This is a genomic window from Micromonospora haikouensis (genome assembly GCF_900091595.1).
GTDB lineage: Bacteria > Actinomycetota > Actinomycetes > Mycobacteriales > Micromonosporaceae > Micromonospora > Micromonospora haikouensis.
Window position 1 is genome coordinate 1 of sequence record NZ_FMCW01000033.1, and the last position, 24964, is coordinate 24964.

General features: G+C 76.0%; 19 protein-coding genes and 1 pseudogene. 8 read left to right on the plus strand and 12 right to left on the minus strand.

Translation table 11 applies throughout. The features are described from left to right. A pseudogene (locus GA0070558_RS33045) lies at positions 1-206 on the minus strand (IS256 family transposase); the annotation flags it as partial. 149 nt (positions 207-355) lie between these two features. Between GA0070558_RS33045 and GA0070558_RS27140 the strand changes: the two are divergent. Continuing rightward, on the plus strand, positions 356-718 hold the full coding sequence (locus GA0070558_RS27140) for a VapC50 family PIN domain-containing toxin (RefSeq protein WP_256092150.1): 363 nt from the start codon (positions 356-358) through the stop codon (positions 716-718). 44 nt (positions 719-762) lie between these two features. On the opposite strand, the gene GA0070558_RS27145 is transcribed toward GA0070558_RS27140, so the two are convergent. From GA0070558_RS27145 to lpdA, 4 genes are all read right to left on the minus strand, one after another. Continuing rightward, positions 763-1680, minus strand: coding sequence for an LLM class flavin-dependent oxidoreductase (locus tag GA0070558_RS27145; protein WP_091284788.1), 918 nt, complete (start codon positions 1678-1680; stop codon positions 763-765). 145 nt (positions 1681-1825) lie between these two features. Beyond that, positions 1826-3151, minus strand: coding sequence for a low temperature requirement protein A (locus GA0070558_RS27150; RefSeq protein WP_091284790.1), 1326 nt, complete (start codon positions 3149-3151; stop codon positions 1826-1828). A gap of 138 nt (positions 3152-3289) precedes the next feature. Further along, positions 3290-5119, minus strand: coding sequence for a 2-oxoglutarate dehydrogenase, E2 component, dihydrolipoamide succinyltransferase (sucB, locus tag GA0070558_RS27155; protein ID WP_091284792.1), 1830 nt, complete (start codon positions 5117-5119; stop codon positions 3290-3292). 73 nt (positions 5120-5192) lie between these two features. Then, positions 5193-6584 carry a dihydrolipoyl dehydrogenase gene (gene lpdA, locus GA0070558_RS27160; protein ID WP_043967125.1) on the minus strand — a complete coding sequence of 464 codons (1392 nt, stop codon included), beginning with the start codon at positions 6582-6584 and terminating at the stop codon, positions 5193-5195. A gap of 177 nt (positions 6585-6761) precedes the next feature. On the opposite strand from lpdA, the gene GA0070558_RS27165 reads away from it, so the two are divergent. Beyond that, positions 6762-7091, plus strand: a complete 330-nt coding sequence (locus GA0070558_RS27165; protein WP_077938972.1) for a hypothetical protein — start codon at positions 6762-6764, stop codon at positions 7089-7091. 73 nt (positions 7092-7164) lie between these two features. Here the strand turns inward: GA0070558_RS27165 and GA0070558_RS27170 are convergent, their stop codons facing one another. Continuing rightward, complete coding sequence (locus tag GA0070558_RS27170; RefSeq protein ID WP_091284796.1) at positions 7165-8736, minus strand: leucyl aminopeptidase; 1572 nt, start codon at positions 8734-8736, stop codon at positions 7165-7167. Between the two features lie 164 nt (positions 8737-8900). Between GA0070558_RS27170 and gcvT the strand changes: the two genes are divergently transcribed. Continuing rightward, complete coding sequence (gcvT, locus tag GA0070558_RS27175) at positions 8901-10031, plus strand: glycine cleavage system aminomethyltransferase GcvT (protein WP_091284798.1); 1131 nt, start codon at positions 8901-8903, stop codon at positions 10029-10031. Positions 10032-10066: 35 nt separating this feature from the next. On the opposite strand, the gene GA0070558_RS27180 is transcribed toward gcvT, so the two are convergent. The 3 genes from GA0070558_RS27180 to GA0070558_RS27190 all read right to left on the minus strand — a co-directional run bounded on the left by GA0070558_RS27180 (position 10067) and on the right by GA0070558_RS27190 (position 14215). Next, a complete protein-coding gene (locus GA0070558_RS27180) occupies positions 10067-11353 on the minus strand; it encodes a DUF2314 domain-containing protein (protein ID WP_077938975.1) in 1287 nt (428 codons plus the stop codon). 65 nt (positions 11354-11418) lie between these two features. After that, positions 11419-12207, minus strand: a complete 789-nt coding sequence (locus GA0070558_RS27185; protein WP_091284800.1) for an adenosylcobinamide-GDP ribazoletransferase — start codon at positions 12205-12207, stop codon at positions 11419-11421. Continuing rightward, positions 12197-14215 carry a bifunctional adenosylcobinamide kinase/adenosylcobinamide-phosphate guanylyltransferase gene (locus GA0070558_RS27190; RefSeq protein WP_091284801.1) on the minus strand — a complete coding sequence of 673 codons (2019 nt, stop codon included), beginning with the start codon at positions 14213-14215 and terminating at the stop codon, positions 12197-12199. The genes GA0070558_RS27185 and GA0070558_RS27190 overlap by 11 nt, the downstream gene beginning before the upstream one ends. Before the next feature lie 229 nt (positions 14216-14444). On the opposite strand from GA0070558_RS27190, the gene GA0070558_RS27195 reads away from it, so the two are divergent. Then, complete coding sequence (locus GA0070558_RS27195) at positions 14445-14645, plus strand: hypothetical protein (RefSeq protein WP_043969283.1); 201 nt, start codon at positions 14445-14447, stop codon at positions 14643-14645. After that, complete coding sequence (locus GA0070558_RS27200; RefSeq protein ID WP_091284804.1) at positions 14645-15445, plus strand: site-2 protease family protein; 801 nt, start codon at positions 14645-14647, stop codon at positions 15443-15445. The genes GA0070558_RS27195 and GA0070558_RS27200 overlap by 1 nt, the downstream gene beginning before the upstream one ends. Before the next feature lie 94 nt (positions 15446-15539). Here the strand turns inward: GA0070558_RS27200 and GA0070558_RS27205 are convergent, their stop codons facing one another. Together GA0070558_RS27205 and GA0070558_RS34640 are read right to left on the minus strand one after the other, a co-directional pair. Next, positions 15540-16538 (minus strand): aldo/keto reductase family protein, encoded by a 999-nt coding sequence (locus GA0070558_RS27205; RefSeq protein WP_091284806.1) that lies wholly within the window; start codon positions 16536-16538, stop codon positions 15540-15542. Between the two features lie 61 nt (positions 16539-16599). Continuing rightward, a complete protein-coding gene (locus GA0070558_RS34640) occupies positions 16600-21537 on the minus strand; it encodes a WG repeat-containing protein (protein WP_256092151.1) in 4938 nt (1645 codons plus the stop codon). Between the two features lie 160 nt (positions 21538-21697). Here GA0070558_RS34640 and GA0070558_RS27215 point away from each other — a divergent pair, with 160 nt between their 5' ends. Genes GA0070558_RS27215 through GA0070558_RS27225 form a run of 3 tightly spaced genes read left to right on the plus strand, consistent with a single transcriptional unit; the run spans position 21698 to position 24346 of the window. Continuing rightward, positions 21698-22549 (plus strand): ABC transporter permease, encoded by an 852-nt coding sequence (locus GA0070558_RS27215; protein WP_091284808.1) that lies wholly within the window; start codon positions 21698-21700, stop codon positions 22547-22549. Continuing rightward, a complete protein-coding gene (locus GA0070558_RS27220) occupies positions 22542-23348 on the plus strand; it encodes an ABC transporter permease (RefSeq protein ID WP_091284810.1) in 807 nt (268 codons plus the stop codon). The genes GA0070558_RS27215 and GA0070558_RS27220 overlap by 8 nt, the downstream gene beginning before the upstream one ends. After that, the gene (locus GA0070558_RS27225; protein WP_091284812.1) at positions 23345-24346 is read left to right on the plus strand and encodes an ABC transporter ATP-binding protein; all 1002 of its coding nucleotides are present in this window, start codon (positions 23345-23347) and stop codon (positions 24344-24346) included. Before GA0070558_RS27220 ends, GA0070558_RS27225 begins: the two co-directional genes overlap by 4 nt. Positions 24347-24359: 13 nt before the next feature. On the opposite strand, the gene GA0070558_RS27230 is transcribed toward GA0070558_RS27225, so the two are convergent. Beyond that, positions 24360-24956, minus strand: a complete 597-nt coding sequence (locus GA0070558_RS27230) for a DUF3043 domain-containing protein (protein WP_091284814.1) — start codon at positions 24954-24956, stop codon at positions 24360-24362. Between the last annotated feature and the right edge of the window lie 8 nt (positions 24957-24964).

The window sequence follows — 24964 nt, forward strand, 5'->3', positions numbered from 1 at the left end:
AACCGGCGGCCGTTCTCGTCCCGCTCACCCGCGTGCGCGGCGACATAGGCGGCGACCTCCGCCTCCAACGCAGCGGCGAGCATCCGGCGGGCACCGTCTCGGACGATCTCGTCGATCAAGGAGCCACCGGACACGACCGGCGCGGACACGACCGGCGCGGACACGACCGCTGGCGTGGGCTCTTCCGGGTTGACTACGGTAAGCACGGGCGTACCCTTCCCGGCCCGCGTTGACGCGCGGGCTCTACTCGATTCCTTGGACATGGAGCATCGCCGGGAGGGTACGCCTCCCGACGCTCATCCACAGGTTTCGAGCATTGCTCCCGGAGGAACGGGTCCATCGCCGGGTGACCCAGATGCGGGAGGCGTTCCCCGATGCCATGGTCGGCGGCTACGAGTCGCTCATCGATGGGATGACCAACGATCCCAAGGACCGGCACGTGCTGGCAGCGGCTGTCCGAGCGAACGCAGAAGTCCTCGTGACGTTCAACATCGCCGACTTTCCGGAACCGGCGCTCAAGCCGTACGACGTCCTGGCGGCGCATCCGGACGACTTTCTGCTCGATCAGCTGGATCTCTATCCTGCCCAGACCCTGGACGTGCTCCACCACCAGGCTCGCGCGTACCGGAGAGAGCCGACCACCGTGCCGGGCCTGCTCGTGCTGCTCGGTCGCACGGGAGTGCCGCACTTCGCGGCCGAGGTCCGCAGGCACCTCTGAGGTGGGCCGGCAGGCGTGCTCACGGCTTTGGCGGGCCGCAGGGGTCAGGCGGCGAGGCGGCGCAGGACCGGGGTGAGCGGGTCGAGGGCGTCGGCGCGTACCACGAAGCGGGTGACGCCCCAGCGGCGCTCGTGCTCGGCGACCGCCGCGACGATCTCGTCCTCGGTGCCGATCAGCACGAACGGGGTCGCCAGCAGCTCCGGGCCGGTCAGGCCGGCGGCGACCGCGCGCTGCGCCGCGACGGCCTCCGCGTCGTCGGTCACCGCCACCGTCTGCACCAGCGCCTCCAGCGCCGGCGGCCGCGCCCGGCCCGCCGCGCCCTCGGCGACGCGGGCGAGCTGCGCCTCGATCTGGTCGGCCCGCCACCGGGCCTCGTGCCGGTGACCGTCGTCGAGGGTACGGCCGAAGCCGGCCAGCCCCACGACGTCGGCGTGCGTGCCGGCCCAGCGCAGCAGCGTCGAGTTGGACGTGCCGACGGTCAGCGGCACGCGCTCCTGGACCGGTCGGGGCGACCCCAGCCGGGCGGCGCGCACGGTCAGCTCGGGGGAGTCCACGGTCACCTCCTCCCCGTCGAGCAGGGCCCGCACCGCCTCGGCGGCGGCGACGCAGCGGCGGACCCGGCCGGCGACGTCGGGGCGGTCCCGGCCGACCGCGCGCCACTCGGCGGGGGTGTGACCGGCCCCGACGCCGAGGCGGGCCCGCCCGCCGGAGACGACGTCGAGGGTCGCCACGGCGGCGGCGAGCAGCATCGGCTCGCGGACGCCGAGGTTCGACACGTACGAGCCGAGGCCGATCGTCGTGGTGACCGACGCGGCGGCGGCCAGCGCGACGAACGGGTCACCGCACGAGCCGGGGTGGTCGGCGGCGAGCAGCGCGTCGAAGCCGGCGGCCTCGGCCCGGCGGGCCAGGTCGAGCCAGCCCGTCGCGTCGGTCGGGCCGGACTGGAGCGAGAAGGTGACCATAGCCCCAGCCTTCGGCACCGGCGGCCGGCGGGCAATACGCCGGGGGCCGATTCTGCCGACCGGCGAATCCGCCGACGGCTGAAACCGCACCGGCCGGCCCGCATCCCCCGGGGCCGGCCCGCAGCCCCGTCACTCCGCAGCCCCGTCACTCCTCGTCCGGGTCGCCGTCGTGCCAGCGTTGCCGCCACTGCGCCTCGCGCGCCTCGTGGGCGGTCCGCTCGGCGAAGACCGCCTCACGCAGCGCGTGCCGGGAGTCGGCCATCGTCACCACCTCCACGGCCACCAGGCCGACGCAGACGCCGGTGAGCAGGATGATCGCGGCCAGCGTCGGCATCCGGCCGGCGACCGGCACCAGGGCCACGATCAGCAGGACCGTGCCGACGCGGGCCCAGGTGAGGGTGCGCAGCGTGCGGAGCTGGAAGAGGATGTCGCCGGACAGATAGCAGGCCACCCCGCCGTAGAGCAGCGGGATCCCCGGGCGGTGCAGCGACTCGTCCAGCGGCAGGTGCGGCTGGCCGAGCAGGTTCAGCATCTCCTCCGCCCCGAGCGAGAACAGGATCAGCCCGGTGATCATCGGCAGGAAGAGGTAGGCGTACGCGTCGCGGGCCAGCGCCACCCGGGTCCGGCCCCGGGCGGCGTGCAGGGCGATGCGGGCCGCCGGACCGATCACGTCGAAGTGCAGCCACCACAGCGTCGCGGCCAGGACGATGCCGATGCCGGCGGCGGTGATCGCCTGCCAGTTGAGCGGCCGGCCGGCCAGGTTGGTGCCGACGCCCACGGAGATCACCGACTCGCCGAGCGCGATCATCAGGATCAGGTCGTACCGTTCGGTCCAGTGCTCGGCCGAGGTCACCCCGCCGCCTCCGGTGCCGGCCAGCAGCCCGGTGGCGTACTGCGAGACGACCACGACGGCCCAGAGCCCGTCGCGGACCAGCGCGCCGACGTCGGGGTCGGCGAACTGGTGCGGGACGAGGGCGGCGGCGAGCAGCAGCACGGTGCTGAGCACCAGCTCCGGCGCGAGCTTCATCAGGTGCCGGCTCTCCACCGGCTGGTCCCGCATGACGTGCCAGTAGACCCACAGGTGGACCATCCGGATGACCAGGTAGCTCACCGCGACCGTGAGCGGGCCCGCCAGCCCCTGCCCGTGTGCGGCGATCGTCTGCGGCACGGCCAGGGCGAAGGCGAACACCGCGGCCATCCCGACCACCATTACCACCGGCACGAAGCCCTCGCCGAGGCGGACCCGGGTGGCGACCACGCTGTGGATGACCCAGACCCACCAGAGCACCGCCAGCACGAGGAAGCCGTGCAGCAGGGTGTGGCCGGTGATGTCGGTGGCGGTGGCCCGCACGATGACGAAGAACGAGAAGACGAAGACCAGGTCGAAGAAGACCTCGAACCGGTCCACCCGGGCGCCGGGCGCGATCGCCACGGCGGGCCCGAGGCTGCCCCGCCGCCGCTCGCCGCGCACCCGTCCACTCTCGCAGCGTCCGCCGGGCGACCGGGCGGATTCGGCGCAGGCGCTCCTGGGCCGGCGGGATCCCACCGGTACGCCGACGGGCGCCCCGGTCGAGGTGACCGGAGCGCCCGTCGGAAGGGACAGCGGTGGTTACAGGCCCAGCTCGGCCTCGAAGTTGCCGCCCTCCAGCCGCTCCTTGACCGCGACCAGGAAGCGGGCCGCGTCGGCGCCGTCGATGAGCCGGTGGTCGTACGACATGGCCAGGTAGACCATCGAGCGGACCGCGACGACCTCGCCCAGCTCCGGGTCGTTGACCACGACGGGGCGCTTCACCACGGCGCCCGTGCCGAGCATCGCCGACTGCGGCGACGGCACGATCGGGGTGTCGAACAGCGCGCCCCGGCTGCCCGTGTTGGTCAGCGTGAACGTGGCCCCGGCGATCTCGTCCGGGCTGATCTTGTTGGTGCGGGTGCGCTCGGCCAGGTCGGCGATCCGCTTGGCCAGGCCGCCCAGGTTGAGGTCGCCCGCCCCGTGGATCACCGGCACCATCAGGCCGCGCTCGGTGTCCACCGCGATGCCGAGGTGCTCGGCGTCCGGGTAGGTGATCGTCCCGGCGTCGAGGTCCATGCTGGCGTTGACGATCGGGTAGGTCTGGAGCGCCTCGACCGCCGCGAGGGCGAAGAACGGCAGGAACGACAGCTTCACGCCGTGCCGCGCAAGGAACGAGTCCTTGGCGCGGGCCCGCAGCTTGGCGACCTTGGTGACGTCCACCTCGACGACCGTGGTGAGCTGCGCCATCTCGTGCAGCGACTGCTGCATCCGCTTGGCGATCGTGGCCCGGATCCGGGGCAGCTTCTCGGTGGTGCCGCGCTTCGCGCTCGGCTGCGGCTTCGCGGCCGGCTTCGCCGGGGCCGCCGCCGCGGCGGGCTGCGCCGCCGGAGCCGGGGCCGCCTTCGCCGCCTTGGCCTTCTCGGCGGCCTCCAGCACGTCCTGCTTGCGGATGCGGCCACCCACGCCGGTGCCCTTGACCGAGGCGAGGTCGACGCCGTGCTCGCCGGCGAGCTTGCGGACCAGCGGCGTCACGTACCCGGCCGCCTCCTCGCCGCCCTGGGCGGGCGCGGTCGGGCGGGCCGGGGTGGCGGCCGGGGCCGGCGGCTGCGCCTGCTGCTCGGCCTGGACCGGCTTGGCGGCGGTCTCGGCCTCCGCGGCCGGCTCGTTGTAGGACGCGCCCGGGGTCGGCTCCTCGGCCTTGGCCGCCGGGGCGGCCTCCACCTTCGGCTCCGGCTTCGGCTCGGGCTTGGCCTCGGCCTTCGGCTCCGGCTTGGGCTCGGCCTTCGGCGTTGCCGGGGCGGCGCCGGCCGCACCGACGACCGCCAGGTCGGCCCCGACGGCGGCGGTCTCGTCCTCGGCGACCTTGATCTCCAGCAGCGTGCCGGCGACCGGGGACGGGATCTCCGTGTCGACCTTGTCGGTGGAGACCTCCAGCAGCGGCTCGTCGACCTCGACGGTGTCGCCGACCTGCTTGAGCCAGCGGGTGACGGTGCCCTCGGTGACGCTCTCGCCCAGGGCCGGCATCTTCACCGGGGTGCCCTCGCCCGCCGGGGCCGGTGCGGCCTGCGCGGCCGGCGGCTCCTCGACGGCCGGCTGCTCCGCCTCGGCCTGCGGCTCGGCGGCGGCCTCGGCGGCCTCCTCGGCCGGCTCCTCCTGCGGCGCGGCGGCCTCGCCACCGCCCGCGGACTCGCCCTCGCCGGCGATGACGGCGAGCTCGCTGCCCACCTCGGCGGTCTCGTCCTCGCCCACCACGATCCGGCTCAGCACGCCCGCCGCCGGGGACGGGATCTCGGTGTCGACCTTGTCCGTCGAGACCTCGAGCAGCGGCTCGTCGACCTCGACGGTGTCACCCTCCTGCTTGAGCCAGCGGGTGACGGTGCCCTCGGTGACGCTCTCGCCGAGCCGAGGCATGGTGACCGATACCGGCATCTTCTAAGACTCCTTCGTTCCCCTGGTGCGATCTCGCCCGTCTGCCGCCGGACGCCGCGGAATCAGTTCTCGATCAGGCGTGCGCGTGCAGCGGCTTGCCGGCGAGGGCGAGGTGCGCCTCGCCCAGGGCCTCGTTCTGGGTCGGGTGGGCGTGCACGAGCTGCGCCACCTCGGCCGGGTACGCCTCCCAGTTGTAGATGAGCTGCGCCTCGCCGACCAGCTCGCCGACCCGCGCGCCGACCATGTGCACGCCGACGACGGGGCCGTCCTCGACCCGGACCAGCTTGATGAAGCCGGCGGTCTTGAGGATCTGGCTCTTGCCGTTGCCGCCCAGGTTGTAGTTGTACGTCTTGATCTTGTCGGCGCCGTACTGCTCCTTGGCCTTCGCCTCGGTGAGGCCGACCGACGCCAGCTCGGGGTCGCAGTAGGTGACCCGGGGGATGCCGGCCTCGTCGATCACGGCCGGGTTCTGCCCGGCGATCTCCTCGGCCACGAAGATGCCCTGCTGGAAGCCCCGGTGGGCGAGCTGGAGGCCGGGCACGATGTCGCCGACCGCGTAGACGTTCGGCACGCCGGTGCGCAGCCGCTCGTCGGTCAGCACGTACCCGCGGTCCATCCGCACGCCCTGCTCCTCGTACCCGAGGTCGGCGGTGCGCGGGCCGCGGCCCACGGCGACCAGCAGCAGCTCGGCCTCGACCGTCTCGCCGCCGGCGATGGTGACCTTGACGCCGTTCTCGGTCTTCTCGACCTTCTCGAACGGCTTGCCCACCTTGAAGTTGATCTTCCGCTTGCGGAACGCCCGCTCCAGCGCCTTGGACGACTCCTCGTCCTCGGCGGCGACCAGCCGGGGCAGCGCCTCGATGATCGTCACGTCCACGCCGAAGGACTTCCACACGCTGGCGAACTCGACGCCGATCACGCCGCCACCCAGCACGATCGCCGACGACGGGACCCGGTCCAGGGTCAGCGCGTGGTCGCTGGTGATGATCCGCTCGCCGTCGACCTCCAGGCCGGGCAGGCTCTTCGCGTACGAGCCGGAGGCCAGCACGACGTTGCGGCCGGTGTACCGCTTCCCGTCGACCTCGACGGCGTTCGGGGCGACCAGCCGGCCGTGACCCTCGACGACGGTGATCGCCTTGTTGCCCTTGAGCATCCCCTGGAGGCCCTTGTAGAGGCGGGAGATCACGCCGTCCTTGTACGCGTTCACGCCGGCCATGTCGATGCCGACCAGCTCGGCCTTCACGCCGAACTGCTCCGACTCGCGGGTGGAGTCGGCGATCTCGGCGGCGTGCAGCAGGGCCTTCGTCGGGATGCACCCGTTGTGCAGGCAGGTCCCGCCGAGCTTGCCCTTCTCGACCAGCGCCACGGTCAGGCCCAGCTGGACGGCGCGCAGGGCGGTCGCGTAGCCGCCGCTGCCACCTCCGAGGATGACGATGTCGAAGGTCGCTTCGTTCGGCTCGCTCACGTCCAACTCCCAGTTCGCGTCACTGCATCGGGGGTCACGGCGGGGCGGCACGGACAGACCCCACCTCGGTCATCTTGTCACCACCGCGTACCGGGCGCGTAGTGAGGTGCCCAACGACACGTCCCGGACACGTACGCTTGGCACCGGTTTCGATCACGGATATGGGGGAGACGGTCGGTGGCGCTGTTCCGACGACGCAAGAAGGCGCGCCCGGCGGGGCCGGACCGCGCGCCCGACCGCGCCGATCTCGACCACCTGGAGAACTTCGTCCGCACCCGGCGGGGGGTCGAGGCGTTCATCGAGCCCCGCACCACCGTCACCGAGACCACGGTGATCCTCATCGCCGACGACGGGGAGTGGACCCGCCGGCGCATCGACGGCCCCGAGGGCGCCCGCCGGTTCGCCCACAAGCTGGCCATCCCCGTCTACGACGTGCGGCTCATGGGCTACCCGCAGCGGATGCGCGACTACAACGAGCGCCGCAAGCGCCGCCCCGAGCTGTACTGAGCCGCGCGGCCCGCGCCGGGCCGCCCGGCGAAGGGCCCCCCGACGGGCGGGGGGACCCTTCCGCGCGACCACGTCAGCCGTTGGCGGCGACGTCCTCGACCAGGTGCACGAGGGTGCGCACCGGCACCCCCGTGCCGCCCTTGGTCCAGTAGCCGGTCGCCTCACCCGAGTGGTAGCTGGGGCCGGCGATGTCGATGTGCGCCCAGGCCACGTCGTCGGCGACGAACTCCCGCAGGAACACCCCGCCCTGCAGCATGTGCCCCGCCCGGTCCATCCCGGCGTTGACCTGGGAGATGTCGGCGACGTCCGAGTCCATGCCCTTGCGCACCTCGTCGGGCAGCGGCATCGGCCAGGCCGGCTCGCCCACCGCGTCGCCGGCCGTCCGGACCCGCTCGCACAGCTCCGGGGTGCCCATCACGCCGGAGATCCGCTTGCCCAGCGAGATCACCTGACCGCCGGTGAGGGTCGAGGTCTCGAAGAGGTAGTCGGCGCCGTCCTCGCAGGCCCGCGCGATCGCGTCGCCCAGGATCATCCGGCCCTCGGCGTCGGTGTTGAGCACCTCCACCTTCTTGCCGTTGTACATGGTGATCACGTCGCCCGGCCGGTAGCTGGTGCCCGACGGCATGTTCTCGGCCATCGGCAGGTAGCCCGTCACCGTCACCGACGGCTTCAGCGCGGCGATCGCCAGCATGGTCGCGCCGACCGCCGCCGCGCCGCCCATGTCGGACTTCATCTCCCACATGCCCTGCGCCGGCTTGATCGAGATGCCGCCGGTGTCGAAGGTGATGCCCTTGCCGACCAGCGCCACCCGCTTGCCGCTGCCCCCGCCCTCGGGCGTGTAGGTGAGCTTGACCAGGCGCGGCGGGGCCTCCGAGCCCTGCCCGACGGCCAGGATGCCGCCGTAGCCGCCCGCCGCCAGCGCCGCCTCGTCGAGCACCTCGACGGCGAGCCCGGCCGCGCGGGCCGCCTCGGCCACCGCGTCGGCGAACACCGGCGGGCGCTGCAGGTTCGGGGCGGTGTTCACCCAGTCGCGGGTCAGCCGGACCGCGCCGGCCACCGCGTGCGCCCGCTCGATCTCGGCCCGGGCGGTCGCGTCGCCGGCCTCCGGCACCGCGACCAGCACCTCGGCGACCGGCTCCCGCCGGGCCGGCTGCGGGCGGGTCTTGTACCCGACGAACCGGTAGCCGCCGAGCAGCGCGCCCTCGGCCACCGCGCGCAGCGCGTCGGCGGCGTCGGCGTCGTCGGGCAGCGGCAGGCTCAGCGCCACCCGGCGCGCGCCCGCCAGGGCCCGGACCGCCGAGCCGGCGGCCCGGCGCAGCGTCTCCGGCGCGGGGGCAGCCCCCGTCGGCTCGGGGCCGAGGCCGACCGCCGCGACCACCGGGGCGGTGACGGTGCCCAGCGTGGCCAGCTTGATCACCTCGCCCGGTGCCCCGGTCGCGCCGAGCAGCGCCAGCGTCTCGGTGAGCTTGCCGTCGAAGGCGGCGGCGATGCTCTCGGCGCCGCTGGCGAGCAGCAGCGCCCCGGCGGGGCCGCCGGCGGCGTCCTGCTCCCCGGTCTGGCTGTGCAGGCCGATCACGATGGCGTCGACGGCGAGCTCGGCGGGGTCTGTGTCGACCAGGCTGAGGGTGGTGCTGGGCGATGTCACTGAAGCTACTCCGGGCGGGCCGGGCCGGTCGCGTCGTCGCGTACCGGCGGTGAAGGTCTCCGGCGGCAACCTACCCGCCGGACGGTGGGCTGTCCCGCCGAACTCCGCCGACGGGGGTCCCGCCGATGCTAACCAGACGTTCAGCCACCGGTAAGTTGCCACCCATGACCGACGCGACCTCCGACGCCGCCGCGACCCGGCTGCGCCGTTCCCCGCTGCACGAGCGGCACACCGCCCTCGGCGCCAAGTTCGCCCCGTTCGGTGGCTGGGAGATGCCCCTGGAGTACGCCGGCGGCGGGGTGCTCCGGGAGCACACGGCGGTCCGCACCGGGGTCGGCGTGTTCGACGTGTCGCACCTGGGCAAGGCGCGGGTCACCGGCCCCGGCGCGGCCGACTTCGTCAACGCCTGCCTCAGCAACGACCTCGGTCGAATCGGCCCCGGCCAGGCGCAATACACCCTGTGCTGCGACGACGCCACCGGCGGCGTGGTGGACGACATCATCGCCTACCTGCACGCCGACGACCACGTCTTCCTCGTGCCGAACGCCGCGAACACCGCCGAGGTGGTGCGCCGGCTGCGCGCCGCCGCCCCGGAGCACGTGGTCGTCACCGACGAGCACGATGGGTACGCCGTCCTCGCCGTGCAGGGCCCGCGCTCGGCCGAGCTGCTCGCCGCGCTGGGCCTGCCCACCGACCACGAATACATGAGCTTCCGCACCGCCACCCTCGCCGACGCCGAGCTGACCGTCTGCCGCACCGGCTACACCGGCGAGCTGGGCTACGAGCTGGTGGTGCCCGCCGGGCACGCCGTCGCCGTCTGGGACGCGCTGACCGCCGCCGGTGCGGCGTACGAGCTGCGGGCCTGCGGGCTGGCCGCGCGGGACACCCTGCGCACCGAGATGGGCTACCCGCTGCACGGGCAGGACCTGTCGCCGGAGATCACCCCCGTGCAGGCCCGCTCCGGCTGGGCCGTCGGCTGGGACAAGCCGGCGTTCTGGGGCCGCGACGCGCTGCGCGCCGAGAAGGCCGCCGGCCCCGCGCGTACGCTGCGCGGCCTCGTCGCCGTCGACCGGGCGATCCCGCGCCCCGGCATGAAGCTCTACGTCGGCGACACCTGCGTCGGCACGGTCACCAGCGGCACCTTCAGCCCGACGCGCAAGCAGGGCATCGCCCTGGCGCTGCTCGACACGTCCGCCGGCCTCGCCGACGGCGACCGGGTGGACGTCGACATCCGGGGCCGCCGCGCCGCCCTGACCGTCACCCGCCCCCCGTTCGTGACCCCCTCGGTGCGCTGAGCGTCAGGCGAGGGCCCGCCGGCGTCGGGTGACCGTCAGGCCGGGCGTTCCCCGGCGTCGAGGACGGCCTGGGTCCAGCCGCCCTCGATGACGCCCGTCGCGCCGAGGACGGCCCAGTCGACGACGTCCGCCGCCTCGACCACCACCGGCGCGCCGATGCGCACCGTCGGGTCGGTGCTGGCGTCGCTGGCGCTCGCGCCGACGATCCGTTCCGGGGCGTCCCACGACGTCACGCCCGCCCACACGTACTCGGGGCCCTCGTCGCCCGGCAGGCCGTACTTGACCACGAGCTGCGACTCCGCCGGCAGTTGGCCGGCCAGGAACCGGGCCCGCACGTCGTCCAGGCCCTCCCGGGCGGTGGCGATCGCCCGGCTCATGGCGTCGCCCGGGCGGGCGTAGCGCACGTCCGGCGCGATGCCGTCGAACAGCGTGGCGCAGGCCGCCGCGTAGTACCGCCCGTCCGGGCCCGGGTGCCCCGGCGGCGGGCGCAGGCTCAGGAACGAGTCGGCCTCCGGGTCGGTGGCCGGGTCCAGCTCCAGCCGCAGCAGCACCGGCGCGGTCGCCCCGTGCTGCTCCGGGTTGCCGTACGCGACCGCGATGTCGTGCCCGGTGACCGTGGCCAGCACCGGGAGCTGCACGAACGCCGGCACCTCGTCGCCGGCCAGCCCGTCGGTCCAGGCCCGCAGCAGGCGGCGGGCGGCCCCGGTGAGCACCGCGCCCCAGGCGCGGGTGAGGTGGTCGGGCACCCCCTGGGTCTGCAACTCCAGCAGCCCGAAGCGGCGCAGCCCCTTCGTGGTGAACCACAGCCCCTCGGCGTCCGAGGAGTAGGGCACCAGCACCCAGTCGACCAGCCGGATCCGCCCCTGGTCGTCCGGCAGCGACCGCAGCGCCGTGGCCGGGTCGAGGAACTGCAGGCCGAAGACGTCCACCACGTCCCCGCCCGCGCTCTCGGCGACGGCGGCGGCGACCGCCCGCGCCGCCCACTCGTGCGCGGGCGGCCAGCCCGGCCGGTACTCCGCCTGCACCACCACCAGGTGGGTGGCCGCGGCGAGCCGGTCGAGCTGCTCCTGGCTCGCCCCGAACGCGGTCAGCAGGTCCGGCGGCAGCGCCGGGAACTCGGCGACCGGCCGGGTGTCCACGCTCATCAGCGGGCTGTCCAGCATCTGCGTGGCCAGCCCGTACACCGGCTCGGCGAGCCGACCGGCCAGCGCCCGCACGGCCGTCTTCGTGCCGACCTTCGGCAGGCCCACCATCGGCACCAGGTAGGTGGCGGTGAGCGACTCGGGGACCGGGACGGGCAGGAAGTCGTCGGTGATGAGCATGTGGTCCCCTGTCTGCCCCGTGCCGGCCTGTCGCCCGAAACGCTACCCGCCCCGGCGCGTCCGGATCAGCGGGTCGCCGCCAGCCCCAGGTAGACCAGCGTGGTCACCACCTCCACCGTCGCGCCGAGCACGTCGCCGGTGATGCCGCCGAGGCGGCGTACCAGGTGGCGCAGCAGCAGCACCGCGACGGCGAGCGCGGCGAGCACGGCGACCGGCCCCTGCCACGGGCGGCCCGGCACGGCGGCTACCGCGGCGAGCGCGACGGCGGCCGTGCCGACCCCCGCCGCGACCGGGCCGACGGTGCCCGCGACCAGCGCGCCCAGCCCGTCCGGCCGGGCCGCCGGCACGCCGCGCCGGCAGGCCAGGGTGGCCCCGAGCCGCCCGGCCGCCGTCGCCGCCACCACGCCCGCGAGCGCCGCCGGCCACGACCGGGCCACCAGCTCCGCGAGGGCCGCGGCCTGCACCAGGAGTACGACCACCAGCGCGGCCACCCCGAACGGCCCCACGTCCGGCTTCTTCATGATCTCCAGCGCGGCGGCGCCCCGCCGGTACGACCCGAGCGCGTCGACGGTGTCGGCGAGCCCGTCCAGGTGCAGGCCCCGGGTGAGCAGCGCGCCCGCCCCGAGGGTCACCGCCGCGGCGACCAGCGGCGCGGCGACGGCCCCGACGAGCAGCAGCACCCCGGCCAGCGCCGCCCCGAGCAGGGCACCGACCGCCGGGGCGAGCGCCATCGCGGTGCCCGCGGTGGCGCGGTCGACCCGGCCGGCGCGCACCGGCCAGACGGTGAACGTGGTCAGCGCCAGCCGCAGGCCGTCGCCGGCCCGCCCGCCGCCCGGGTGGGCGTCAGTCGGCACGCCGCCCGGCCGGATCCGGCTCCGACCCGGTCGGCTCGGCGGCCCCGGCCGGCGGGGTGGGCACGGCCGGTAGGGCGTGCTCGGCCGGCGGGGCGTGCTCGGCCGGCGGGGCCGGCTCGGTGGGCGCGGTGGGCGCGGTGGTGGCCGGGCCCGGGCCGGCCGGCTCCGGCTCGACGAACGCCGCCGCGTCCGGCCCCCCGGCGCTGTCGTCCGCGCCGGCCGCGTCCGCGCTGGCGGCGGTGTCCGCGCCAGCCGCGTCCTGCTGGTCCGGCCGGGCGGGCAGCGCGGCGGCCAGCGACAGCACCGAGCGCAGCAGCGGCAGCGCGGTCAGCGCGTTCGCCCCCTCGCCGAGGTCGAGCCGCAGGTCCAGCAGGGGATCGAGGCCCAGCACGTCGGCGGCGAGCCGGACCGCCGGGTGACCGCCGTGGTCGGCCAGCAGGCACCAGTGCCGGGCCTGCCCGGCCAGGTCCCGGCTGACCATGCCGGCGGCCAGGCCGACCGGGCCGTCCAGCAGCACCGGCAGCCGGCGGGCGGTCGCGCCGAGCAGCACGCCGGTGGCCACCGCGATGTCCCCGCCGCCCAGCTCGGCCAGCACGTCCTTGGCGTCGCGGGGCGAACGCCGGGTGCGGTGCAGCGCGTCCCGGACCGCCGCGCAGCGCCGCATCCACGCCGCGTCGTCGATCTCGCCGCCCGCCGTCACCACCCGGCCGAGCACCGCGGGCGGCTCCGCCCCGGCCGTCGCCGCGAGCACCGCCGCCGCGGCGGCGTCCGTGCCGGCCCCGCACGCCGCCAGCACCAGCAGCCGTACGCCCGCCTCGGCGGCCTCCTCGGCCAGCCGCCAGCCGTACCGCAGGGCCTGCTCCACCTGCTCGTGGTCCAGGGCCGGCAGTTCCTCGATGGCCTCGGACGCCGGCGTCTCGACGACCTGGAGGCTCGCGCCGCTCTCGGCGGCGAGCCGGGCCAGCACGCCCTGCCCGGCGCGGGCCTGTGCCGCCCGCCGGGCCGACTCCCCGGGCGGGGAACCGGCGGCGGCCCCGCCGGCGTGGTCGCCGTGCAGCAGCAGCACCCGCACGCTGTCCCAGGACGCCGGCGTCGGGGTGCCCTGGGTGGCCGCGGCGAAGCCGACCACCCGTTCCAGCACGCCCAGCCCGGCCCCGGGCACGTCCAGGGTGGCGAGCCGCTCCAGGGCCTGCGGCCCGGCGTACTCGTCGGGCATCGGCAGTTCCATGCCGGGCTGGATGACCAGGCCCGTGGCGACCACCGGCAGCGCCATCGTCGGCGCCGCCCATGGCACGCCGGCCGGCTCCGGTGCCGTGGTCGGGGTCAACACCTCCGGCAGCGCCGCCGCACGGTCGTCGCGTCCACCGCCGGCCGTCGCCGTGGCCGCCGCCTGCGCCGCCACCGCCGGGACCGTCGCCTGCGTCGCGGTGACCGCCCCGGCCCCCGCGCCCGCGGAGGCGGCGGGGGTCTTGAGCCAGCACGCCTGGCCGGCGACCACCAGGACCACCGCGTCGCACGCGTCGGCGACCGCCCGGTTGGCCGCGCCGAGGGCGTCGGTGAACGCCCGACCCAGCGGGGTCGTCGGCACCAGCGACAGCCCCACCTCGGGGCTCACCACCACCAGTCGCGCCGGGCAGGCCCGCACCGCGTCGGCCAGCTCGGCGACGGTCGCCGTGTCGTCCGCCGGCTGGTGGGCCGGATCCAGCAGCACGGTCACCCAGCCGCCGAGGTCGTCGACGAGCAGCGTCTCGTTCGGCCGCGCCGACGCGACGACGTCGGCCAGCCGGCGCGGATCGTCGGCGGTCTCCTCCGTGGTCCAACCGCCCGGCCGCCGGTCGCGATGGGCCTTCAGGCGGGCCGCCCACTCGGCGTCGGTCGGGTCGCCGGCAGCCGACGTCGCCACGTAGCGGACCGTGGGCGCCTCGGCGACCAGGGACTCCGCGAACTCGGACTTGCCGGAGCGGATCCCGCCGAGCACCAGGACCGTGTTCCACCCGTCAACGGACATGCCCCGTACCTTAAGGCCGCCGTGGCCCGCGCCGCCGGTCGGCCCGCGCCGGTGACCACGGTTCGGGCGGCCGGGCCGGGGCGGTCCCGGGTGGGCCCGCCGCCGCGCGGCCCGGCCGAACAGCGGCCGGCGGCGGTGCCCGGTGGAGCGGCGGGCCGTCCGGCACGGGGCCGACTACGCTTGCGGGGGTTCGTCCCAGGAGGACTTCAGCGGCGAGGGGAGACGCGGCATGGCGTGGAGCTGGCGGTACGAGGGCGCGGACGGCGCGGCGGCCGAGGGGCCGACGGAGACGTTCGGGAGCCAGGCGGACGCCGAGTCCTGGATCGGCCAGACCTGGCGGGAGCTCGCGGCATCCGGCGTCACGACGGTCACGCTCGTCGAGGACGACCGGGTGGAATACCGGATGAGCCTCCAGCCCCCGGCCGAGTGATGACGGCGGGCCGTCCGGGCGGCGGCGAGCCGCTGGTGCTCGGGGTGCCCCGGGCGGCCTTCCGGCCCAGCCCGGTGTTCCTGGCGCTGGTCGCGCTCTTCGCGGTCAGCGGCGTCATGGCCTGGAACCGGTTCGGCAACGTCCGGTTCGACGTGTTCCTCTTCGTCGTCTCGGGCTGGCTCGTCTCGCTCTGCCTGCACGAGTACGCCCACGCGGTGGTCGCCTACCGGGCCGGGGACCGCGACATCGCCCACCGGGGCTACCTGACGCTCAACCCGTTCAAGTACACCCACCCGCTGCTGTCGATCGTGCTGCCCGTGGTGGTGGTGCTGCTCGGCGGCATCGGCCTGCCCGGGGGCGCGGTGTGGGTGGACCGGCACGCCATCCCGGGGCGGCTGCGGCACACCCTGGTCAGCCTCGCCGGCCCGGCCACCAACGTGCTGTTCACCCTCGTGCTGGTGGCGGTGCTGCGGGTCGGCTTCGGCGGCGGCGGGTCGGTGGAGTTCTGGGCGGGCCTGGCGCTGCTGGCGTTCCTCCAGCTCACCGCCAGCGTGCTCAACCTGCTGCCGGTGCCCGGGCTCGACGGCGGCAACATGATCCAGCCGTGGCTGAACCCGCAGTGGCGGCGGATGTACGACCTGTTCGCCCCGTTCGGGTTCATCCTGCTGTTCGCGCTGCTGTGGAACCCGCGCCTCGGCGGCTGGTTCTTCGACGGCGTCTTCGCCGTGGCGGACCTGCTCGGCCTGCCCCCGTGGCTCTACGCCGCCGGCCTCGACCTGATCCGCTTCTGGCAGGGCTGACCCGCCCGCCCGCGCACGACGGCGGCGGGGCCGGTCCCACCTTCCCGGCGGGCCCGGTCCGGCCGGCGCGCCACGCCGGCCGGACCGGGACGCCTCACGGCCGCTGGGCGGGGGACTGCGTCTTGCCCGGGTCCCGCTCGACGATCGGGTCGACGATGGCGTCGATCGCCTTGAGCAGGGCGGCGTCGAGCTTCACCCCGGCCGCCTTGACGTTGTCGTGCACCTGCTCGGGGCGGGACGCGCCGACGATCGCCGAGGAGACGTTCGGGTTCTGCAGCACCCAGGCGATGGCGAGCTGCGGCATGCTCAGCCCGGCCTGCTCGGCCAGCGGCTTGAGCTCCTGCACCCGGGTCAGCACCTCGTCGGTGAGGAACCGGGCGATGAAGTTCGCCCCCGACTTCTCGTCGGTGGCCCGGGAACCGGCCGGCGGCGGCTGCCCCGGAAGGTACTTGCCCGACAGCACGCCCTGCGCGATCGGCGACCAGACGATCTGCCCGAGGCCCAGCTCCTCGCTGGTCGGCACCACCTCGGCCTCGATGACCCGCCACAGCATCGAATACTGCGGCTGGTTGGACACCAGCGGGATACGCAGCTCCCGGGCGAGCCGGTGACCCGCCCGGATCTCGTCCGCCGTCCACTCCGAGACGCCGATGTAGTGGGCCTTGCCGGAGTGCACGACGTCGGCGAACGCCTCCATCGTCTCCTCCAGCGGCGTGCTGTGGTCGTACCGGTGGGCCTGGTAGAGGTCCACGTAGTCGGTCTGCAGCCGGCGCAGCGAGCCGTTGATCGACTCCATGATGTGCTTGCGGGACAGGCCCCGGTCGTTGCGGCCCGGACCGGTCGGCCAGAAGACCTTCGTGAAGATCTCCAGCCCCTCGCGGCGCTCGCCCTTCAGCGCCCGGCCGAGCACCTCCTCGGCCTTCGTGCCGGCGTACACGTCGGCGGTGTCGAACGTGGTGATGCCCGTCTCCAGCGCGGCCCGGACGCAGGCGGTCGCCGCGTCCTCCTCGACCTGCGAACCGTGGGTGATCCAGTTGCCGTACGAGATCTCGCTGACCAGCAGGCCCGAGTGGCCCAGGTGTCGGAATTCCATGGTCCGACCCTAGCCCGCCCCCGTCATGGTCACCCGTCGGCGGGTTGCGCGGCGGCCCGGGTCAGACCAGCGGGCTGGCGTCGGCGAGCAGGTGGTCGATCTGCTCGACCACCCGGTCCCGGCTCGGGTGCACCGGGTCGATCAGCGGCTCGCCGCGCCGGTCCAGCGCACCCCAGCGGCCGAGGCCGTCGCCGACCAGGTACGCCACCGGGTGCACCACCAGCGCCGGGTGCGCCGGGGCCACCAGCACCCGGCCCGTGCGGTCCACCACCCCGCGCCGGCCGTTCAGCTCCACCACGGCCAGCCCCTCCTCGGTGAAGCCGTCGACGTAGCGGCCGTCGGCCAGAGCCGTGGTGAAGCCGTGGTAACGGGTGGGCACCACCACCGTGCCGGTGCGGTCCACCGCCCCCCAGCCGCCGTCGACGCGAACCGTCGCCACCCCGCCCCGGAACGGCCGGACGTCGTCGAAGCCTGGCGGGATCACCACCATGTTGGACGGATCGACGGCCATCCAGTTGCCGGTGCCGTCCATCGACACCCAGGCGAGGCCGTCGGAGAACGAACCGACCGACCGGTAGCCGTTGTTGGCCTGGATCAGGGTGCGGCCCGAGTCGTCGATCAGTGCCCACCGGGTGCCCTCCGGCCGGCGTACCCAGGCCACGCCCTCGCGGAACGGCTGCACCTCGGCGTAGTCGGTGCCGATCACCAGGTTGCCGTCGGCGTCGGCGTAGCCCCACCGGTCCAGGTCCTCGTCGTACGTCGGCACCGGCGGCCGGGGCGTGCGCAGGATCTCCGACCGCCCGCGCGGGTAGGGGCCGAAGCCGTCCCGCCCGGCCCGCTCGGCGACCGCGTCGAGTGCGATCCGGGTGCGGGCGAGCAGCTCCGGGTCGGCGGACCGGCGCAGGTCGAGGGCCCGCTCGAAGTGCTGGCACGCCTCGATCAGCCGGCCCTGGTCATAGCAGCAGCGGCCGGCGTGCTCGTGCAGGGCCGCGCGCAGCCGGTCGGGCAGCTCGGTCGAGTTGGCCTCCGCGAAGAGCCGGTCGGCCTCGGCGAACTCGCCCCGCCAGCGCAGCACGTGGGCCAGCCGCGCCCGCGCCAGCGCGGTCCGCCGCAACTCGCCGGTGGCCTCGGCGTACGTCAGCGCGAGCCGGGCGTCGTCGACCGCGTCCCCCAGGTCGCCGAGCAGGCGCGACGCCACCGCCCGCAGGCTCAGCAGCCGGGCCCGGGATCGGTTGTCCAAGGCGACGTCGAGCTTGGCGGTCAGCCCCTCCCGCACGCTGCGCAGCAGCTCCGGGTCGTCGGTCTCCTCGCGCAGGGTCTCCGGGTGCAGGCGCCAGCGCAGGGCCGCGAGCGTCTGCTCCGGGTCGGCCGGGGCGGCCCGCCGCTCCCGGCCGGGTCGTGGCTCCGCCCCGGCAGCGGGTCCGGCCGGCGACACGGGCCACGCGGGTACGCCGGACACGGGATAGGCGGGCATGCCGGACACCGGCCGCGCGGGTGGGCCGGACACCGGTGGGGCGGGCACGCCGGACACCGGTGGGGCGGGCACGCCGGACACGGGGCGGGCGGGCGGTGCCGAGACGGGACGCGGCTGCTCCGGTGCGGGGTGGGCGACGAGCGGCGCGGACCCGGCCGGAGGTGCGGACACCGGCGACGCGGGCGCGGCGCTCACCGGGCGTGGGTCGGTGGCCCGGCCGGCCGGGCCACCGGCGGGCTGCGGGGCGGGCGGCGTCGCCGCGCCCGCATCGGCCGGAGCCGGAACCTTCAGCGGAGCCGGAGCCGGAGCCGGAGCCTGGACCGGTGCCGACGCCGGTGCCGAAGCCGGCTTCGGATCCTGGGCCGGCGTCGGGGTCGGGGCCTGGGTCGGCGTGGTGGGCGAGACCTGGGCTGGGGCGGGGACCGGGCCCGCAGCGGCGGCGGGCGTGGCCGGCTCGGGGGCCGGCGCCGCCGATCTGTTCGGCCGGAACCACGCGTCGGAATGCTCCGGCGGTGGCGGCGTCGCCGCGCGTGCCGGCTCAGGGGACGGCCGCTCGTCCGCTGCCCGGGGCCGGTCGGATCCACCGGGGGTGCCGTCGTCCGGCGCCCCGGCGTCCCGCGCCTCCCCGGCCCGCACGTCGACGGCCGAGGCGACCACGGTCCCGGCCGGGTCGACGGCGTCACCTCGGTCGACGTTCTCCTCCCGGCCGGCGGGTTCCTTCTCCGGCGTGCTTTCCTCCGGCGCGGTGGCCTCGGTCGCGTCGGCGGGCACGGTGGGCCGGCGGGGGACATCCGGTCCTGCGGCGACAGCCGGTTCGCCGGGCACCGCCGGACCGGTCGCGACGCTCGACCCGGCGGGCCCGGTGACGACTTCGGGCTCGGCCGCGCCTTCGGGTTCGGCTGTGGCTACAGGCTCGGCGGCGGCCCGGGGCTCGGCGGCGAACTCGGCCTCGGTGCCGGCCTCGGGCCCGGTGGTGACCTCGGCCCCGATGGCGGCGGCCTCGGCCTTGGCTTCGGCGGTGGTCTCGGGCTCGGCGGTGGCGGTCGGGTCGACCGGCGCGGCATCCGGCGACTCGCCCGGTGCCCGGGTGGCCGGCGGCCGGGGTTCGGCGGCGGTGGACGGCGGCTCTGGCGTCGGGTTCGCCGACTCCCGGGCGGTGGACGGCACCGGCAGCACGGGCTGCTCCGGTCGCGGCGGGCTCGGCCGCTCGTCCGGCGGTGCAGAAGCGGCGACCGGAGCGGCCTCGACCGACACGTCCGGGCGGGCCGGGTCGTCCCTGACTGCCGTGGGCTCGCCGGGCACGGGCCGGGGCTCGGTCGGCCCGGGGGCGGGCAGGAACTCCAGCCGCAGCCGGGCGGCGGGCGGCGCGGATACGGGCTCGGCGGGCGGCGGGGGAACGGGCTCGGCGGGCGGCATGGAGACGGGTGGTGGCGCGGCGACGGGCTCGGCGGGCGGCGCGGAGACCGGTGCCGCCGACGCGGCCGGCGTGAGCTCGGTCGGCGGCGCGGAGACCGGCCCGGTCGCCTGCGGCCTGGAGACCGGCCGGGCCGGCGGCCCCGAGACCGGCCGGGCCGGCGGCCCGCTGACGGGCACGCCGCCGCTGACGGGTGCGCCGCCGCTCACGGGCACGCCGCTCGCCGGTACGCCGGCGGCGGGCGATCCGCCGACGGGCGCGGCGGGGGTGGTGGGCCGCGCGAACCGTAGGGGGTCGGCGGCCGGCTCGGCCGGGCGGCGCGGCTCGCTCGGCGGGCGGGTCGGCTCGACCGGTGCGTGGTGCGGGTGCGGCTGGGCCGGGAGACGCGCCGACCCGGCCGCCGGACGCGAGGGCTCCACCGGCGGGCGCAGCGGTTCTGCCGGCGGGCGCAGCGACTCCGCCGGGGGCCGCAGCGGTTCTACCGGTGGTGGCCGCAGCGACTCCGCTGCGGGCCGCAGCGGCTCCACCGGTGGGCGGCGCGGCTCGCTCGGCGGGCGGGTCGGCTCGACGGGCCGGTGCGACGGGGGAACGAACCGGGGGCCGGGAGCGGCGCTGTCCTGCCGGGGTGGCGACCCGGCCCGATCGACCGGCGGGCGGGGTCCGTACCGATCGGTGACCGGCCGTTCGTCGCCGCGGCCCTCGGCCGGCCGCTCGGCACGGTAAGGGTCGGCGGCGGTCGGGTTGCGGCCCAGGTCCGGACGGAGCGGACCGGGCGGCGGCCAGGGCAGGGCGCCGTCGCGCGGCGGTGCCGGCCGGACGCCGGGCTCGCGGTACTCCTCCGCGCGCGCGGCGGCCACGTCCCGCCCGTCCCGGTACGGTCGGCCGTCCCGGTGCGGCGCCGGTCCGCCCCGGTCGGCGGGGTGACGCGGCTCGTCGGCGAGGGGGCGTCCGGGCGCGTCGGCGGGCCGACCGTGCTGACGGTCCAGCCGGTCCGCGCCCTGACCGGTGCCGGTCGCCGGCGACGCCTGCCACCCGTCCGGGCCAGGGCCGGGACGGCCGTCGCGGTCCAGCGTTGGCCGGCGGCGTTCCGGCCAGCCGGGGGCGGCCGGCCCCGGCCGGTCGCCGTAGGGCCGGTTCGGGTGCTCGTCCGGCTCGGGCACCCACCCTGCCTCGCGGCGGGGCGCCGGAGAGACCGGGCTCGCCTCGGCGGGCCCCGGTCGGCGGCCGTGGTCGGTGGGGCGCGGCTGGTCGTACCGGCCGACGGCCGCATCGCGGTCCGGCGTCCAGCCGGCGGCACGCCGGTCGTGGCGGCCGGGCTGGTCGTGGGCGGGGTGCCGGGGCGGGTACGCCTCGTCCGGTCCGCGCTCCTCCCAGCCGCGCCTGGCCGGTCCCCACTCCTCCGGTGCGGGCCGGCGGTACGGGGCGTGCTCGTCGGCGGCGTGCCGTCGGTGCGGGGTGGCCTCGCCGGGGGCGGGGCCGGTGGCGGGTCGACGGTGCGGCGCGGGCTCGTCGGGCGCGGCTCGCCGGTGCGGGGCGGCCTCGCCCGGAGCCGGACGTCGGTAGAGGGCGTGGTCGTCGGCGGCGGGGCGCGGGCGGTAGGGGTCGTGCTCGTCGGGGGCGGGTCGGCGGTAGCGGTCGCGCTCGTCCGGGGCGGCACGGCGCCCGTCGCCGACCGGCCGGTGGTAGCCGTCCTGCTCGACGCCGGATCGACGGTACGGGTCGTGCTCGGTGACCGGCCGGCGCTGGCCGTCCTGCCCCGTGACCGGCCGGCGGTACGGGTCGTGGTCGGCGACGGGCCGGCGGTGGCCCTCCTGCTCGGTGACCGGCCGGCGGTACGGGTCCTGGTCGGCGGGCGGCCGGCGGTACCGGTCGTGGTCGTCCGGTCCGGGGCGGCGGTACGGGTCGTGGTCGTCGGGGGCGGGGCTGACCGGCTGCACCTCGGCCCGGCCGACGACGGCGGCGCGACCCCGGGGCGGGGGAGGCTGGTGCCGCACGCCGATGTCGCCCGGGTAGCGCTGCCCCGGGAACTGCGGCTGCCACTCGGTGGTCGGTTCGAACACCCAGGACGGTTCGGCCGGATCGCGCCAGCGGTCGATGAAGTCGCCGCTCATCCGCAGGTCCCGTCGCCGCCCGCGTGGCGAGCCCCGGTGCCCGGCTCGCGTCGCTCGCTCACGGCGATGTCACCTCGTTGGAAATTGTCGCGCTGGGCACCCCACCTGCCGGTAAAGTCGCCCGGTCCGGCGCGGGTGGCTGCGGAAGGAGGGTAACGGCGTGGGCTCTGTCACCGCCACTGTGGCACCGCCCACCGAGTCAAACGTTATCCTATGGTTTCGGACATTCGGTGCGATAGTGCGATCCGGATTCCGACGGTACGCCACGTACCGCCAGGCCGCGCTGGCCGGTGCCGTCACCAACATCGTCTTCGGTTTCCTGCGCTGCTACATCCTGTTCGGCGCGGCGGGCGCGGCGGGCACCGCGGCCGGCTACGACCGGGCGCAGTTCGCCACCTTCGTCTGGGCGGGGCAGGGCATGCTCGCGGTGATCCTGCTGTGGGGCCGGCCCGAGCTCGCCGAGCGGATCCGCACCGGCGACGTGGCCAGCGACCTGCTGCGCCCGGTCCATCCGGTGACCAGCTACCTCGCCACCGACCTGGGCCGGGCGGGGTGGGCGTGCGTGTCCCGGCTGCTGCCGCCGGTCCTGGTCGGCCCGCTCTTCTTCGACGTGTACCTGCCGGCCCGCTGGTCGACCGTGCCGCTGTTCGTGGTCTCCGCGACCGTCGCGGTGGTGCTCTGCTTCGGCTGCCGGTTCCTGGTCAACGCCACCGCGTACTGGCTCCAGGACGTCCGGGGCCCGCAGATCCTGTGGACCCTCGGCTCGGGGGTGCTCGCCGGGCTCTACTTCCCGCTGCCGTTCCTGCCCGACGCGCTGTTCCTGGCGTTGCAGCTGGCCACCCCGTTCCCGAGTCTCCTGCAGACCCCGCTCGACGTGCTGGTCGAGCGGGACCCGACGGGCGTGCAGGCCGGGCTGGTCGGGCTGCAGGTCGGCTGGGCGGTGGCGATCCTCGCCCTGTGCCGGCTGGTGCAGCGCCGCGCCGAGCGCCGCCTGGTGGTGCAGGGTGGCTGACCACCGGCTGCGGGCGTACGGGGCGCTGCTCGGCGCGCAGGCCCGGTCGCAGGCGGCGTACCGGGCGTCGTTCGCGGTGGACCTGGTCGGCAACGTCGGTGCCACCGTCTTCGACGTGGTGACCGTGCTGGTGATCTTCGGGGTGACCCGGGAGCTGGGCGGGTTCACGCTGCGCGAGACGCTGGTCATGGTGGGCCTGTCGGCCTGCGCGTTCGCCACCGCCGACCTGCTCGTCGGCAACGTCGAGCGGCTGCCCGCGTACGTGCGCACCGGCCTGTTCGACGCGGTGCTGCTGCGTCCGCTGGGCGCGCTGCCCCAACTGCTGCTGATGGACCTGCCGCTGCGCAAGGCGTCCCGGGCGGTGTTCGGCCTGGCCGTGCTGCTGGTGGCGCTCGCCCGCGCCGGCATCGAGTGGACCCCGGGCCGGGTGGCGCTGGCGGTGGCCGCCCCGCTGGCCGGGGTCGTCTTCTTCGGGTCGGTCTTCGTGGCCACCGCCACCGTGTCGTTCTACTGGACCGAGTCGGGGGAGCTGGCCAACTCGGTCACCTACGGCGGGCGCGACTTCACCTCGTACCCCGTCACGATCTTCGACGGCTGGTTCCGCGCGGCCTTCGCGTACGGGATGGGGTTCGCCTTCGTGAGCTACCAGCCGGCGCTGGCGTTGCTCGGCCGGGCCGACCCGCTGGGCCTGCCGGCCTGGATGGGCTGGGCCTCGCCGACGGTCGCGCTGGTCGCCGCCGCCCTCGCCGCCACCGCCTGGCGCGTCGGGGTCCGCCACTACCGGAGTACGGGGTCATGAGCGTCATCGACGTGCGCGAGCTGCGCAAGGAGTTCACGGTCCGGGTCAGGGCCGGCCGGCTGCGCCGCGAGAAGCGCACCGTCGCGGCGGTGGCCGGGGTCGACCTGCGCGTCGAGCGCGGCGAGCTGCTCGGCTACATCGGCCCGAACGGCGCGGGCAAGTCCACCACCCTGAAGATGCTCACCGGCGTGCTCACCCCCACCTCCGGCCAGGTACGCGTGTGCGGGCTGCGCCCGGTGCCCGAGCGCACCCGGCTGGCGCTGCGCGTCGGCGTGGTGTTCGGCCAGCGGTCCCAGCTCTGGTGGGACCTGCCGCTGCGGGAGTCGTTCGACCTGCTGCGGCACGTCTACCGGGTGCCGGCCGCCGCGCACGCCGCCCGGCTGCGCCGCTGCCGCGACCTGCTCGACCTGGACGCCTTCGCCGACACCCCGGTGCGGCAGCTCTCCCTCGGCCAGCGGATGCGCGGCGAGCTGACCGCCGCCCTGCTGCACGGCCCCGAGGTGCTCTTCCTCGACGAGCCGACGATCGGGCTGGACGTGGTGAGCCGGCAGGCCGTGCGGGGCTTCCTGGCCGAGCTGGGCCGCGCGGGCGACACCACCCTCGTGCTCACCACCCACGACCTGGCCGACATCGAGCGGCTGTGCCCGCGCCTCGTGGTGATCGACCACGGCCGGGTGGTGCACGACGGCCCGATCGCCGCGCTGCACGACCGGTACGGCTCCCGCCGCCTCGTCGTGGCCGACCTGGACACCGCGCTGCCGCAGCCGCCGGAGCTGCCCGGCGCCCCGCTGCTGCGGGTGGAGGCAGACGGGCACCGGCTGGTGTTCGCGCTGGAGTCGGCGGGCGTCGCCGACGTGGTGGCCGCCCTGGCCGGGCGGGCCGCCCTGCGGGACGTCTCGATCGTCGAGCCGGACATCGAGGACGTCGTCGCCCGCCTGTACGCGGGTAAGGAGGGGCCCCTGGTTAACGCTTCCGGTAGAGCAGGGGCCCCTTCTTAACCAGGGGGACGCCTCAGACCGGGTCGCCGATGTTGACGCGGGGCTCCGGGGCGCGCATCCGGCGGAAGGTGATCGACCGCATGATCGCGTACAGGTAGAGGGAGCCCAGGCGCTGGTCGGTCTTCGGGAAGCGTTCCCGCACCAGCTTCTTGATCTTCCGACTGATCAGGACCGAGTCGATCAGCACGCCGAGGGCGAGCGCGCCCCACAGGATGTTGGAGAGCAGCCGGACGACCGGCGGCATCGCCTGGTTGGAGCCGAGCAGCACGATCAGCGCCCCGCCGAAGAACCAGGTGCCCACCGTGCGCCGGGAGTCGACCACGTTGCGGGCCAGCAGCCGCTCCGGGCCCCGGTCGCGCGGGCCGCCCTCGCGGCGGAACTCGGCCGCGGACTCGGTGCGCAACTGCCGCCGCCGCTCCCGGGCCTCCTCCTTGCTCAGCGGCTTGGCCGGGCCGGCGGGCCGACGCCCGGCCACGGGCCGCTTCGGCGTCTCGCGGCCCTTGGCCGGGGTGTAGCCCCGGCGGGCACGCGCGGACTCCTCGTCGGTCGTCACCGTGGTGACGGAATCCTCGACGAGGTCGGTGGGCTTGCGGCGAAACAGCGACGGCACGCGGAAAG

Bases quoted from the DNA above. Each gene is read 5' to 3' on its own strand.
- GA0070558_RS27140 (WP_256092150.1), top strand. From the start codon at position 356: ATGCGGGAGGCGTTCCCCGATGCCATGGTCGGCGGCTACGAGTCGCTC.
- GA0070558_RS27200 (WP_091284804.1), top strand. From the start codon at position 14,645: ATGACGGCGGGCCGTCCGGGCGGCGGCGAGCCGCTGGTGCTCGGGGTG.
- gcvT (WP_091284798.1), top strand. From the start codon at position 8,901: ATGACCGACGCGACCTCCGACGCCGCCGCGACCCGGCTGCGCCGTTCC.
- GA0070558_RS27225 (WP_091284812.1), top strand. From the start codon at position 23,345: ATGAGCGTCATCGACGTGCGCGAGCTGCGCAAGGAGTTCACGGTCCGG.
- GA0070558_RS34640 (WP_256092151.1), bottom strand. From the start codon at position 21,537: ATGAGCGGCGACTTCATCGACCGCTGGCGCGATCCGGCCGAACCGTCC.
- GA0070558_RS27190 (WP_091284801.1), bottom strand. From the start codon at position 14,215: ATGTCCGTTGACGGGTGGAACACGGTCCTGGTGCTCGGCGGGATCCGC.
- GA0070558_RS27205 (WP_091284806.1), bottom strand. From the start codon at position 16,538: ATGGAATTCCGACACCTGGGCCACTCGGGCCTGCTGGTCAGCGAGATC.
- GA0070558_RS27145 (WP_091284788.1), bottom strand. From the start codon at position 1,680: ATGGTCACCTTCTCGCTCCAGTCCGGCCCGACCGACGCGACGGGCTGG.
- GA0070558_RS27180 (WP_077938975.1), bottom strand. From the start codon at position 11,353: ATGCTCATCACCGACGACTTCCTGCCCGTCCCGGTCCCCGAGTCGCTC.
- GA0070558_RS27195 (WP_043969283.1), top strand. From the start codon at position 14,445: ATGGCGTGGAGCTGGCGGTACGAGGGCGCGGACGGCGCGGCGGCCGAG.
- sucB (WP_091284792.1), bottom strand. From the start codon at position 5,119: ATGCCGGTATCGGTCACCATGCCTCGGCTCGGCGAGAGCGTCACCGAG.